The 14,276-nt window shown below is 47.8% G+C and carries 8 protein-coding genes; 1 reads left to right on the forward strand and 7 read right to left on the reverse strand.

Annotation, left to right across the window (positions count from 1 at the left end; all coding sequences use genetic code 11):
- Window positions 1-43 precede the first annotated feature (43 nt).
- The 3 genes from ABIC22_RS28775 to yicI form a co-directional block, all read right to left on the reverse strand.
- Entirely contained in the window at window positions 44-2,971 is a 2,928-nt protein-coding gene (locus tag ABIC22_RS28775; protein WP_354485509.1) for a glycoside hydrolase family 3 C-terminal domain-containing protein, read from the reverse strand.
- Window positions 2,972-2,986: 15 nt separating this feature from the next.
- The gene (locus ABIC22_RS28780; RefSeq protein WP_354485511.1) at window positions 2,987-4,012 is read right to left on the reverse strand and encodes a phosphotransferase family protein; all 1,026 of its coding nucleotides are present in this window, start codon (window positions 4,010-4,012) and stop codon (window positions 2,987-2,989) included.
- A 137-nt stretch (window positions 4,013-4,149) separates the two neighbouring features.
- Entirely contained in the window at window positions 4,150-6,468 is a 2,319-nt protein-coding gene (gene yicI / locus ABIC22_RS28785) for an alpha-xylosidase (protein WP_354485513.1), read from the reverse strand.
- Between the two features lie 174 nt (window positions 6,469-6,642).
- On the opposite strand from yicI, the gene ABIC22_RS28790 reads away from it, so the two are divergent.
- Window positions 6,643-7,557: a helix-turn-helix domain-containing protein gene (locus ABIC22_RS28790; RefSeq protein WP_127536348.1), complete on the forward strand. Its 915-nt coding sequence runs from the start codon at window positions 6,643-6,645 to the stop codon at window positions 7,555-7,557.
- 79 nt (window positions 7,558-7,636) lie between these two features.
- Here the strand turns inward: ABIC22_RS28790 and ABIC22_RS28795 are convergent, their stop codons facing one another.
- The 4 genes from ABIC22_RS28795 to ABIC22_RS28810 form a co-directional block, all read right to left on the reverse strand.
- Window positions 7,637-8,554: a hypothetical protein gene (locus ABIC22_RS28795; RefSeq protein WP_127536350.1), complete on the reverse strand. Its 918-nt coding sequence runs from the start codon at window positions 8,552-8,554 to the stop codon at window positions 7,637-7,639.
- A gap of 435 nt (window positions 8,555-8,989) precedes the next feature.
- A complete protein-coding gene (locus tag ABIC22_RS28800) occupies window positions 8,990-10,846 on the reverse strand; it encodes an adenine deaminase (RefSeq protein WP_354485516.1) in 1,857 nt (618 codons plus the stop codon).
- A 278-nt stretch (window positions 10,847-11,124) separates the two neighbouring features.
- The gene (gene helD, locus ABIC22_RS28805) at window positions 11,125-13,500 is read right to left on the reverse strand and encodes an RNA polymerase recycling motor HelD (RefSeq protein ID WP_354485518.1); all 2,376 of its coding nucleotides are present in this window, start codon (window positions 13,498-13,500) and stop codon (window positions 11,125-11,127) included.
- Window positions 13,501-13,790: 290 nt separating this feature from the next.
- Window positions 13,791-14,252, reverse strand: a complete 462-nt coding sequence (locus ABIC22_RS28810) for a pyridoxamine 5'-phosphate oxidase family protein (protein ID WP_354485520.1) — start codon at window positions 14,250-14,252, stop codon at window positions 13,791-13,793.
- Window positions 14,253-14,276 lie beyond the last annotated feature (24 nt).

The following is a 14,276-nucleotide window of genomic DNA, read 5'->3' on the forward strand; positions in this document are numbered from 1 at the left end:
ATTCATCCTATTGGAACAGATCTTTTTCACTCCGCAGCAATGATTAACATTTTAATCTGAACTGCTGAATGGCAGCGCCACCTTGGAACACAATGGTTAAACGCTCAAGTTCCTGCTCAGATTGAAGTGGACATTGGACCGTTGTCCACTGCATGTCAGAGCGATCTTGGCCCGGTGTGGATACAGAACCATTCATGGGCACGGGACATGTTCCAAGAAGCGGCCCATCTGGCCCTCCAGAACGTATCTGCAGCTCGCCACCTTTTCCAAAAGCAGCTACCCGTGCTTCAAATGTATGCGCTCCTTGTGTTCCGTTATTCAGGAAAGTAATCCAAGACAGCTGATCTTCCTTATACAGTGGTTCTCCAGGAACAACCGCCCGAACTGCTGATCGTCCTTCCAAGCACTCGTCCAGGAGCACACCTGCATACTCATCAAAATTCTCTGCAAATGTTGGCAAGTCCAATTGGCGGGCTGGTATAACCTCCCCTTCAATCTTCATATCGGCTGTCTGGCGAATATCTTCCGAGGAGCGTCCAGCCATGATGGACCAGGTCGCTGTCTCCACGCAATATCGGTCACGTGTGACATCCCAGAAGGCAAGCTTTTGAACAGGAATTTCAAAAGATACGGTCTGCACTTCGCCAGGTGTAAGATGGATACGCTTAAAGCCAATTAATTGCTTCAACGGCCGCTTCACTCGGTATGTCTGCGGACGCCCATAGATCTGCACTACTTCATCACTTGCAACTTCTCCCGCATTTCGAACCTGCACTTCAACCTTCAATACATCAGCTCCGGATACTCCCTTAATCCGCTGAGCGTCAATTGCATTGTATTCGAATGGAGAATAAGTCAAACCATGTCCAAATGGATATAGGACGGAACCTTCATGGTACATATATGTCGTACCGTTATTAATAATATCGTAGTCCATGATATCGGGAAGCTGTGACTCATCCTCATACCAGGTCATATTCAGTCTGCCTGCCGGAGCATATGTGCCAAGCAGCATATCCGCAACCGCATGACCAAGTTCTTGTCCTGCATGGGTCAAATATACAATGGCTGGAGCTATGTCCTTCAGTTCCTGAAGTGCAAATGGATAACTTCCCACAATTACGACTACGGTATTCGGATTTGCCTTGCAAACCTCCTTGACCAGACGGACTTGCTCAGACGGTAGCGTAAGACCAGGCCGATCAATTTCTTCCTTGCCGTTAATATAGGGACTGTTGCCGACAACGACTACAGATAGATCACTGACTTTTGCAGAAGCTGCTGCTCGCTTGATACCATCAATCTCGACATGCTTCACCAGTCGTACTGGCTCCTTCGCTCCAATCACCGAATTACTCGCTTCCGATGCTTCCGTGCCAACTTCTGATGAATCTGCAACGGGTGCCAATACATGCTTGTCCTGATATTCAGCAAGTCCTAAAGGAAGACCATTCCACGTCCGCAATAAGCTGCTGTTATCGATCTCGGGATCAAATTGTACAACTTCCTTAACAAACCATCCCCCGATCTCTGGTGCAATCGCCTGATATTTGCCTTGTTCGGTTAACGTAATATAGCGATTATTGTTCACGCTTCGCAGCGTGTGACTTCCCCATCCCCAATCCTGATGAACGAACACAGCCTTCTCCGCACTGCCTTCCGGAACGGCTACAACGGTTCCTTCATCTCCGATGGATAATACCTGCCCTTCCTGTGTCTGGAGGCTGATACGATCATTCCCGTCTTCATAGTGGACCTCTGCATCAGTCAATCTGTTCCGTAAACCATCTAATACGGTAATTCGATATGGCAGCGTACCGCTATACCAATCGGTGAATACTGCATCCGCGAGAGGTCCAATGACGCTTACCTTGCGAAGTGCATCCGACTTTAATGGGAGCAACCCGTCATTTTTCAACAATACAATAGACTCTACCGCAGCTCGATAACTTAATTTGGCATGTTCCGGCGCACACAGGACAGACTCCGGTATAGATGCGTATGGATTAAGACCCGAGCGGTCCAGTTGTCCAAGGCGCATGCGAACACCAAAAATGTTGCGAATAGCCCGGTCCAGATCCTCTTCCTTCAGCAAATTTCGATCAAGGGCCTCTTGCAATGCAGCTACCACCAGATCCACTTCATCGGTCAGACAATCCACACCTGCCTTCAAGGCACCTGCCGCAGATTCGGCATGCGTCGCATGGTATCCATGATAGTTTACGGTTTGAGAGAGGTCTCCCCCGTCACAGACGATAAAACCGGGCATAGCCCATTCGCCCTTAACCACATCGTTCACATAAGGACTTTCTATTGCAGGCGTGCCGTTGATCGAATTATAGGCTGTCATCATGGACAAGGCACCGCCTTCAACAAACGGTGTCTCGAATGCTTTAAGATAGTACTCGCGCAAGTTTCGCGGATCTATGCTGGATGAACAATTCAGCCGGTCCTTCTCGTTATTGTTGGCGAAAAAGTGTTTCAACGTAGCTACCATTTTCAAATAAAATGAATGATTTCCCTGCATGCCTTGCACGAGAGCTGCTGACATCTCCCCAGTGAGTACAGGGTCTTCACCGTACCCTTCTTCCGTTCTTCCCCAACGCGGGTCACGCTCCAGATCCACAGTTGGTGCCCACAGGGTCAAGCCGTGGCGTTCAGGTTCGCGATGGTGGTAGGCTCTGGCCTCATCCCCAATGACTGAACCAATTTCACGCATGAGTGTCGTATTCCATGTGCTTGAGAGTCCGAGAGGCTGCGGAAAAACGGTTGCTTCCCCTTTCCAAGCCACCCCATGGGCCGCTTCTCCTCCAACGTTGTATGCAGGAATCCCCAGCCGCGGGACAGCTGCTTCGCGTGTAGGAATCAGACTGATCTTCTCTTCTATCGTCAAACGTTTAATCAGGTCATCGAGTCTCTGTTCGAGTGGCAAAGCTGCATCCCACATGGGGTATTGTTCATATTCCTTCATACTTACGCCTCCTAGTTATTGGTATGGTTCAATCATCATCTTCCATTGTTCCATGAGGTCCAACGTACGTTGACAAAACTTCTGTCCGTCATGCGGCTGATCAACCTGATATTCATGAACGTAAGCATTAAAATAAGAGGACAATATTCTATAGGCCAGCCGGCGTGCCAGTCCCTGATCAGACATATCCAGAGCTTGAACGTAACCCTCGTGAAATGCTGGCGGTGCTGTGGACAGAATGGCTTCAAACTCCCTGTCGGCAAACATGGACCGATCTCCATCAATGATGGCGGCAATGTTCAAAGCGTCCTTATCATCCTTATCCTCATGAATCAACACGTTTGCTTCCCACAGATCGTTATGGACAAGTACGGGAACGGTCACCTCATCAAATAATTCGCTGTGATCCCGGAACATGCTTGTAATCTGTTCGCCAACACCCGGCATATATCCAACCTGCTCGGCTTTCCACGCTGTTTCTTCAGCAAAAGCCACTAGTACCTCGGACCAGCGATCCGATCCTTCGATGGTGCCGTCTCCTTGTGGCCAGCCGAAGGATTCACCCTGTATCCGATGCATGGCGGCAGTATATTTACCCAGCTCGCGGTAGAGCTTATCCTTTTCGGGTAACGAGATCGACGGGTGATTCAGCTGCTTGCTAGGAATAAACTCCATAAACATGTAGGTTCTCGGAATGATCGAGCCGCTATTATCACACACAATGACATGGGGAGCCGGAATGCCTGCCTTCTGATAATAATCATAAACAACCGGTTCTGCTGTCATCATCGTACGTTCAAAGGAAAACAACGGATCACTGGCCTTCTCCGCTTGCGGATCTATTCTTTCTGGGGCCAAACGCAAAATCACATCCGAATAAGCAGCATGCTCCAGCAGTACCCGGTAAGTTGTATTGAAAAGTCCGCCCTGCAAGAGGGAGTACTCTTTCACTTTGGTAGCGGTTCCAAAATTCTTCTCTACCAATTGATATAATATCCCGGTTGGAATAGTCCGGTGTAAGCCAGTAGAAATGGTACTCAATTTCTTCATTCTCCTATCTATTACTGTCTATCCTCAATCATACTATGACTTGCTGGCTGCAGCTACTTCTGTCCATCTCCCTTGTAGACAAACAGAACGGCACCTTGCGGTACCGTCCTCTAAGTCATGCGTGCAGATTACAATTGAATCGTGAGCGAGCCTACGCCTGCTGCTGCAGTTACTACGATGCCTTGTTCACCAGCTGTCTGGGATCCACCTTCAACACTGGATACACTTTCGATGCCGCGAAGCACCACATTCCATGGCTTGCCTGCACCTTCAGCACGTACCTCCAGAACAGATCCATTACGGGTTACGTTCACAACCAGTTCCTGCTCAGCCTGTTGGTTCACAACAACCGCTTGCGCCGTGTTGCCATCAGCGAGCTCGAACAAGTGCAGGGAAACGTCACCAGCATAATCATAATCCGGTTTGCTATTGGTCGCACCCACTGCAATCAAACTGTTTGGCTTGATCATCATTGGCAATGTGCGGAAGTTGTGATTCTCACGTACAAAACGGCCGCCTTGCACTTTATCGCCAGTCAGGAAGTTTGTCCACGTTCCTTCTGGCAAGTAGTAAGTTACATCGCCTTCCTTATTAAAGATCGGCGCAACAAGTATGGAATCACCAAACATATATTGCGTATCCAAGCTGTAAGTGGCAGGATCTTCTGGGAACTCCAGAACCATGGCACGCATCATCGGAATGCCTTTTACAGTTGATTCTTGAGCAGAATTGTAAAGGTATGGCATCAGACTGTTTTTAAGTTTGGTGAAGTCACGAACAACGTCCACGGATTCCTCGTCAAACAGCCAAGGCACACGATACGAAGTACTTCCGTGTAGACGGCTGTGGGAAGACAACAGACCGAATTGTACCCAGCGTTTGTATACGTCAGGTGTCGCTGTATTTTCGAATCCGCTGATATCATGACTCCAGAAGCCGAAACCGGAAAGTCCGAGTGACAGACCGCCGCGAAGCGATTCAGCCATGGATTCATAAGTAGAAGAGCAGTCTCCGCCCCAGTGAACCGGGAACTGTTGACCACCTGCTGTTGCCGAGCGGGCAAACAGGGCAGCTTCGTTCTTGCCAATTTTCTCTTCAAGCAATTCAAATACAGCTTTGTTATAGAGATGTGTATAGTAGTTATGCATTTTAACCGGATCAGAGCCATCAAAGTATACAACATCCGTCGGAATTCTTTCGCCGAAGTCTGTCTTGAATGAATCTACACCTTGATCGAGCAGTACTTCCAGCTTGCTCTTGTACCACTTCACAGCATCCGGATTCGTGAAATCAACCAGAGCCATACCCGCTTGCCACATATCCCACTGCCACACGCTGCCATCCGCTGTTTTTACCAGATAACCGTTCTCCATACCTTCATCAAACAAGTAGGATTTTTCTGCAATATATGGGTTGATCCAAGCACATATTTTAAGGCCTTTGTCTTTCAAACGGCGAATCATGCCTTCCGGATCCGGGAACATCGCTTCATCCCATACAAAATCAGACCATTGGTATTCCTTCATCCAGAAGCAGTCAAAGTGGAATACGGAAAGTGGAAGATCACGTTCAGCCATGCCGTCTACGAAATGGTTTACGGTTGCTTCATCATAATCGGTTGTAAATGATGTTGTCAGCCACAGACCAAACGTCCATGCCGGTGGAAGGGCTGGTTTACCTGTTAATTTCGTATAGTTATCAAGTACATCCTTCGGATTGTCACCGCCGATAATAAAGTATTCCAACGTCTCGCCTTCTACGCTGAACTGCACTTTAGATACATTTTCAGATGCAATTTCATAGGATACGCGTTCAGGATGGTTTACGAATACACCATATCCTTTGTTGGACAAATAGAAAGGAATGTTCTTGTAGGACTGCTCGCTGCTTGTACCGCCGTCCTCATTCCATGTGTCAACCACTTGACCATTCTTAACAAATGGTGTGAAGCGCTCGCCCAGACCGTAAACGTATTCACCAACGCCAAGATCAAGCTGCTCGCGGAAGTATGCTTCTTTACTCGGACCTGTAATATAACCAGCCGCTCTCTGACCGCTGCCCGTAATCCGTTTTCCTTCATACAGGAAGCTGACGTCCCAGCCTTTGGTTTTGTCGATTTGAACTTCAAGATTGCCGCTTTTCAAAACAGCTCCTTGTTCATCTTGCGTGATGTCAACATTCACATCTTGATAGTTGAGTTCAAATTCAGGACTCTTTTTCACTCTTCCTTTATGGTGATTCAAGGTTACACGAATAACGTTTGGCATAGGTGAGCTGTACGTTGCTTTCAGCAATGTACCGTTCAACGTATCGCCTTTGGTACGAATATATTTAGTTGCCGCATATACGGTCAACGAATCCCCTTTTTGCACAATATCACGAATGTCAGTCGGGTTTTGAATGTGGTATCCTTCACGAGTCATCCAGAATCCATCAGTAAATTTCATGTTTTCTTTCCCCCTTCGGTTATACTATAATAATATTGATATTAAACATGGTTTTCTTCCGATATTTTGACCAAATATATCACGATTTTGATATTTCCTGTCCGATTATTGAACAAGATCACCAATCTGTGGAAACGATTACATTAATAATGATACCATAAAGGAGGACCTTCTATGGAACGCGAACGATTACGGGAGGACCGAATCCACGGTAATGCAATGTATCCCGTCAGTGTTTATCCGGATATTGAACAGCTTAATGGAGACAGCATTCTGGATTGCCACTGGCACGACGAGATGGAATTTACGATGGTTACTCAAGGCAGTGCCGTGTTTCAGATTGACATGAATACCGTAGAGGTGAAAGCGGGCGAGGCGATTTTTGTTAACCGCGGCGAAATTCATGCTGGCTATTTGAAAAGCGACCTTCCCTGCGTTTTTTCCTCCATCGTGTTCAGTCCGGAGCTGCTGGGCAGCCGCACCTTCGATGCCGTACAGGAGAAGTTTATCAGACCGCTCGTTCATAAGACACTTATCCCTCCATTTCATATGAAGCCGGAGGATGACTGGGGCCGTGAGATCCTGCTCCATCTGCAGCGTATTTTTGCCGATCATGCGAACGGTTCTGAAACCTGTGAGATGACAACCAAAGCCTACCTGTATCTCATTTTCGCTCGTATGTTTGAACACATGCGCCCTGCACCTGTGAAAGGTACCGTCCCGACAGGCAGCCATGACAAAGTGGAGCGACTCAAATCCGTCCTTGGCTACATTCACAAGCGCTATCCTGAGCCGCTGAAGCTGAAAGAGCTGGCCGATGAGGCCAATATGAGTGAAGGACACTTTTGTCGCTTTTTCAAGCAGATGGTACAGAAAAGTCCTGTCGACTATATTAACTACTACCGTGTGCAGCAAGCCTGTTACCAGCTCGAGAACACGGATCACAAAATCGTGGATATAGCCATGGATGTTGGCTTTGAACATCTGAGCTATTTCATCACCACATTCAAAAAACACAAAAATACCACCCCCTCGCAGTATCGGAAAATGTTTTATGAAAAGGTGGCTATGGAGCCTGCGCTTATATGAAGCAAAAAAGGTGCCTACAGCGATTATGCTGCAAGCACCTTTTATTATTCAATTTATTCTATAGCTCGTACCGCTTATATTATTTTAACGTTTTCCAGGAAGTGTATTCATGAATAGAGAATCCCTTAAATGAGGAGTGCTCTGCCGCCAACTTCTCCACCTGCTTCAGTTGAGATTCCATGTACGCTGAACCTTCTTCATAAAATGTAATGAAGTCGCCTTCCTTGCTCTGCTTCGTCTCTACGGCAATCGAGATCGTTTTGCCCAGCTGGGAAGCCTCTGCAAGCTCGTTCTTGGCCACGTCATAGATTGCTGCAGCCGTATCGCGGTATGCCATAATCGTGATCGCATCAAATTGGCGGATCATCCAGCTGCTCACAGCCATCGTTGAACCCGGAATCTTGTAATTATCCAGCCAGAAAGGCAAATCTGCTGCTACAGGCATATTCATCAGGGCAGCGCGGTCAACGATGTATTGAACATTCCCTTGCCACTGGGTAATGACGCTGGCCTGATTGGTTTTCCACTCCGGATGCACATGCGGTTCAATATCAAGATGAATCCCCGCAAATTTCTCGTTAGGTTCTACCTGATTCTGATAGGCTTCAATCCAGTCGAGGAAACTTGCAATCTGATCTCTGCTTTCGGTTAGCCCCCAAGCCGCTCTTCCATCCATCACATCGACAGCGATATTGTAAGCTCTGGCCTTACGAATGAAATCTGTATAATAAGGTATCTTCACATCGCGATTGATCTGCAGATAGACCGTGTTGATATCGTGATCCACGGCAAATTTCAGCACCTCTTGCGGATTCTTCTCAATCTGAGTGGTATCCCATACCCAGGTCGCTCTAATCGGCCCTTCCACGTTGCCATGGATCGATTCATAACTTTCTACAGAACCCTGTGCAATGGTCTTGGATGAGAACGTGACACCCGCAATCAGAACCAGACAGCTGATAATTTTAATAAAATGAAACCCCCGCTTGCTTTGCATATTTGTACACTCCCCTTGTAATTTACCGCTCCATCGTCGTAATACGGAAGAATGTTTGTCGTTTTACCCTTCATTTTATGAGTTAGATAAACCATTCGTTTATGCATTTGCTTTCATATGCAATATCATCTTCTAGACTTACGACGAAAGGATCATATAAGATTATTTCGGGAATTCACACTTCTGTATTCATAGTTCTTAAGTCTCATTTATTAAAAAGATTTTAATTTACACAGAAAATTTCCACAACTTCTGTCGTTATTGCCATATAGGAATGACCAACAGAAGACCTAGGAAGCGTTTTCTCTAAAAGAACAAAAAAAGCCGCCATAAAGGCGACTTCCGTCTTACACAGAAACTTCATCCATCTGTATGTTATCATTTCTGTTTATCACATTCTTACAAACCAGCTAGCATAAGAAACATGCTCTCAGGTTATGTTCCAGCAGGGGTAATGGGGCTACTTTCCGTTGTCTCGTCAAATAGTGTCACCAGCTCAATTCCCTCTGCCGAGATCCGTACTAACCCCTTATCCGACAAACGCAGCTCAGGAATAACGACCAGAGCAAGCAGGGAAAGTGTCATAAAGGCGTTATTCAGAGTACAGCCTGCCGATTGCAGTGCTTCGCTGATTGCAGCAGATTGTGCAGCGACTTCTTCAAAAGGCTCGGTGGACATTAATCCTGCGATCCGAAGTGGAAACTCGGTTACACCTTCATCCGTAATCACGGCAACCCCGCCTTGCATGCGAATTACCCGATTACCTGCCTCCGCCATCAAGGTATCATCGTTACCGATAATGAGAAGATTGTGACTGTCATGAGCTACTGTCATTGCAATGGCTGCAGGGCGTGTGAATCCAATGCCGCCGACAAGTGCAACTGCCTTGTTTCCGGTTTGCTTATGCCGTTCCAGTACTGCAATTTTGCAGATATCTCCCGTTGTGGACACAGCTACCTTACCGTTTTGCACAGGTACAGGAACATGTCTCTCTTTCGTATCCACATGGTTTTCGGTCACATGAATGATTTTGGCCCCGATGGCTCCCTCGGCAATCGGCGCTTGCAGTTCCATATCTTTCGGCTGAATATTAGCCTCCAGCTTCACCGTATTCAACGCTTCTTGCGGATAAGTGAAGCTATCCCAGACGGCCGTCATCTTCCCATTCTCTGCGACAACATGCCCGGCAGCAATCGTCAGGCCAACACGCACATCTGCCAGTCGGCCATCCAGTAAGATAATATCAGCTATATTGCCAGGGATAACGGCCCCAATATCACGAGCCACACCGAAACGCTCCGCTGTGTTTATCGTTGCCATTTGGAAGGCAGTCACGGGTTTGACCCCCTGCGAGATGGCCAGTCGGACGACGAAGTCCATGTGTCCTTCTTTGAGCAGCGATTCGGAACTCCGATCATCGGTCACCAGCATCATTCGGCGAGTATCCAGTCCGAGTTCGGTACAGGCTTTGATGGTTTCGGCCACATCATGCCAGGCTGATCCCTGACGCATTTTGGCATACATGCCAAGTCTCAGACGCTCCACGACATCTTCCTTCGTCACACATTCATGGTCTCCAGTCACACCGCTTGCCGCATAAACAGGTAAACGCCAGTCATCCGCTGCCCAGGTAAAGTGACCGTCCGCCACCTTGCCGGCCCGCAGCGTAGCCTGGATTTCTCCTATCATCGTTTCATCCCCGTATACGACACCCGGGAAGTTCATGACCTCACCAAGCCCAATCATGTCAGGGCCCCAGGAGAGAGCCTCAGCCACTTCCTCAGGCCCGATATAAGCTCCTGTCGTCTCCAAACCAGGATGTGTTGAAGGCACACAGGAAGCCACCTGCATATAGGCTGCGAGCGGCGTCGTTCTCGCTTCATCCAGCATAAGCCGCAGACCCTTGAGTCCGAGTACGTTGGAAATCTCATGCGGGTCAAAAAAACCACCGGTTGTACCGGAAGGCAGTACGGCTCTCGCAAACTCCGTCACCTTCATCTGCGTGCTCTCAATGTGGCAATGTCCGTCCAGTAATCCTGGAGCAATGTATTTCCCTTTTGCTTCAATAATGCGTGTATGCTCTCCGATGGTATGACTCACATCCTTGCCAACATAGGCAATCCGAGCTCCCTGTACCGCAACGGACATATCCGGCAAAATTTCACCCGAGATGACATTAACCAGCGTCCCTCCCCGAATCACTAATGTTGCCTTCATATCTCCTCGCGCTGTTGCTACCAGATCAGGCACACAATCTGCCATTAATGGCCGTTCAAAAGATGGTTTGTTCATGCCATTGCCTCCTTCATTCATTAACGATCCCAAAAAAATATATTGTTACGATTATATGAGTCCGCACGGCATGTGTAAAGAAAATTCCCACCAATTGTGCATGAGTACAAATTCAAGCTCCATAATTATCCACTGAACTAAACCCATTCATTCTTATGTCAGGAATCGTTATCCAGCCTTGCTCTTCCATTCGTTTATCATATTCAAAACCTTCCCCTACATAGAAAGACTCCCGTTCGAGGGAACGGAAGTCTTCTCATATAGATGGATCACCTTGTTTAATCTCTTTGAACCGCAGATACATGGTTAATGGCATATAGCTGCTGCGGCTGTGAGGTTATGAACGGACTTGGTTTACCAAGGCTGTACACATGGAGCAGGTGCATCGCTCGGGTACACGCGGTATAAAACAGTTTGCGCTCGTGCTCCTGCGCATATTGTTCTGCTGAACCGTCATAGATCAGCACCGCATCAAACTCCACCCCTTTTGCAAGGTATGCCGGTATGACATGCACACCCCGTTCGAAGGCAAGTGTTGTCTTCTTGATCAATTTCGGTGCAGCAGGCAGTACACGGCTTAACGCCTCGTGAACTTCCTTGCTCTCTTCCGCCGTCTTACAGATTACCGCAACCGATTCATACTCTTCCTGAATGAGTTGGCTAAGATCCGCTGCAATCTTCTTCATATGCTCCTCCCTATTGGATGACACAATGACTGCCGGCTTCTCGCCGCTGCGATTGAACGGAATGATCTCTTCCCCACCGGGGACCATCCCCCTTGTAAACTCCACAATCTCCTGTGTTGAACGGTAGCTCCGCGTGAGTTCGATCACTTCGGTATTCTCTGGTCCATACAGGTTTGTGAGTGGTCCAGTCCCACGAAGTACTGAAGAATGGGCATAGATCGCCTGATTAAAATCACCTAAGGCTGTTATTTTCGCCCGTGGAAACAGTCTTTTCATGAAAGCCAGCTGAAACGCAGAATAATCCTGGGCCTCGTCAATAATCACATGTCTTATATTCGAGTTGATATGGAATCCAAGCAGCAGCTCCCGCAAATACAGATAAGGTGTAATATCCTCATATGCCAGTTCCTGTACTTTCATTCGGCGAAGGGTCATGCTGCAGATTTCATCCCAGTGAGCAGGCAGTGCCTCGCCTTCCAGCAGTCGAATCATCTGTGCCTGGTCCTGGAACAGGTGCGCATACAACTGGCGAATATCCACGAATCGCAGCGATTTGATCCACTTCCGCAATGGCTTGAGCCGATCACTAACCACCATGCGGGCCAGGATCTCCCGTTCCTGTGCAAAATCATCGAATGTATCCACTTTCCCCTTTTGTTTGCGTTTCAGCCGCTGATAAGCACGCTGCAGATCTTCCGGTTCCATCAGATCCAGCTGCTGATCAACCCAAGGTGCTTCTAATTCGCTTTTGCCAAAGGCCGACAATTCCTTCAGCATCCAGTCCCGCAGCATTTCCAGACGATTCACCAGCTTCACGGATGACCCGAAGCTGTAGAATTTCTCAGCCATCGCCTCCGCTGTGACAACCGCCTGTCCCTGGAACCGCACCGGTTTGAATTTCATGCCTTCCGACATCAGGCTGTCCTTGAATCGAGTAATCACTTTCAGGAAGGCTTCGGAAGACTTGAAGCGGATGCCTGACATGCGCGCCGTGTATCCTGGATCCTCCATATTGGAGAGGACGTATTCAAGCTGAATGAATGGATCCTCCAGCTGATATTCGCGGCCAAGCCTGCGTTCCAGGTACTCCTGAAACGTCGTTTGCAGCATGTTTTCTTCCCCAAGCTCAGGCAGTACCGTGGATACGTAACTATTGAACATCGGGTTCGGCGAAAAGAGCACCATCTGATCGGCCTGCAAATGCTCGCGATACTTGTATAGCAGATAGGCTACGCGCTGCAGTGCAGCTGACGTTTTGCCGCTGCCGGCTGCTCCCTGCACAATCAGCATACGTGTACGGTCATTGCGGATAATTCGGTTTTGTTCCTTTTGAATGGTCGCCACAATGCTTTTCATTTGTGCATCCGATGTCCGGCTCAGCACCGCCTGAAGAAGTTCATCCCCAATCGTAACCCCGGTATCGAACATAAAACGGATACGTCCATCCCGAATGACAAACTGTCGTTTCATTTCGATATCGCCGCTGATTTCCCCGCTCGGTGTATGGTAAGTAATTGGTCCGGGGGCACCATCGTAATACAGATTGGATATAGGCGCTCGCCAGTCGTAGACCAGGAAGGACTCTTCCTTCTCATCCAGCAGTGAGGCAATACCCAGATAAATCCGCTCTGCTTGCGGATAACCGTCTTCCTTAAAATCGATACGTCCAAAATAGGGCGAGTGATGCAGTCGTTTCATTTTGTCCAACGCCGCAGCCGTATTCAGATGACTACGCTCCCGATCAGACAGGACCTGCGATTGCTGCCGCATGCTGGTCGATGTTTCCCCAACATCATCCGCCTCACTGAAGTTCATGGTGACTTCATCCCAGAAGTCCTTTCTCATCTCCACAACTTCATCCCGGAAGGACCCAACCTCCTTTTCAAGGTCGGTTATTTTCCGCTCGATCTGATCGGTTACGATGTCTACTCGCTGCTGCTCCTCGCTCCATTGCTGGTCAGTACTCATATGTTAATACGCCCCTCTTTCCCCGGATTGTGTCCTCAAAAGCCCATTTGACAAGCCCGAAAAGGCTATGGTATAATTAATTAGAAAGTAAACATTTTAATTTTATGTTAATTAGTTCTAATTTTCTGAAAACCATTTTTTATTGTACCAGTGACAGCGTCCCGATGCAAGCGGAGGCGTTTTTTGTTGTTTCTACCCTTAAATACTAACCTTATATACTAAGGGCATCGTTCCAATAGACCTCTTTATTATTACCCTCGAAATGGATGATTATAGATATGGTTCGTCTTCTAATGACGCAATTCTGCAATCGTCTCTTTCCATCTTAATATGGATGTTGCTTCGTCTTTTAGTTGAAACGTGATGCCTGTCGTGATGTCAGCATATGGAGCATAATCCACGCGCACACCTGCCACGTGAGCCTCATACCGATCTCTAGGATGAATGGCTTCCTTCAATGGAGGAAGTGCTCTGATCTCCAAGCGCACATACAGCAACTTATGCTCATGTACGGCAATCAAGGTAGCCTTGCCTGTTCTGTTCATGTTCATACTTGTTTGTGTCCCTGGCCATAATGCGAGTCTAAGTGTATCCGGGTTCATAGCAATAATCTCACCCACACTAATCATGGCCTGATGCGGCCATCCATCCTCTGACACGGTAAGCAGCTGCATGGCCTCATGCTGTTTCTCCTCCAATTGATCACCACTCAGCCATTCAACAAATTCTGGATTAAGATGTTTATCGTTCATATTATTCTCCCTCAGTTCACTAAG

The organism is Paenibacillus sp. PvP094, from assembly GCF_040546835.1.
GTDB lineage: Bacteria > Bacillota > Bacilli > Paenibacillales > Paenibacillaceae > Paenibacillus > Paenibacillus illinoisensis.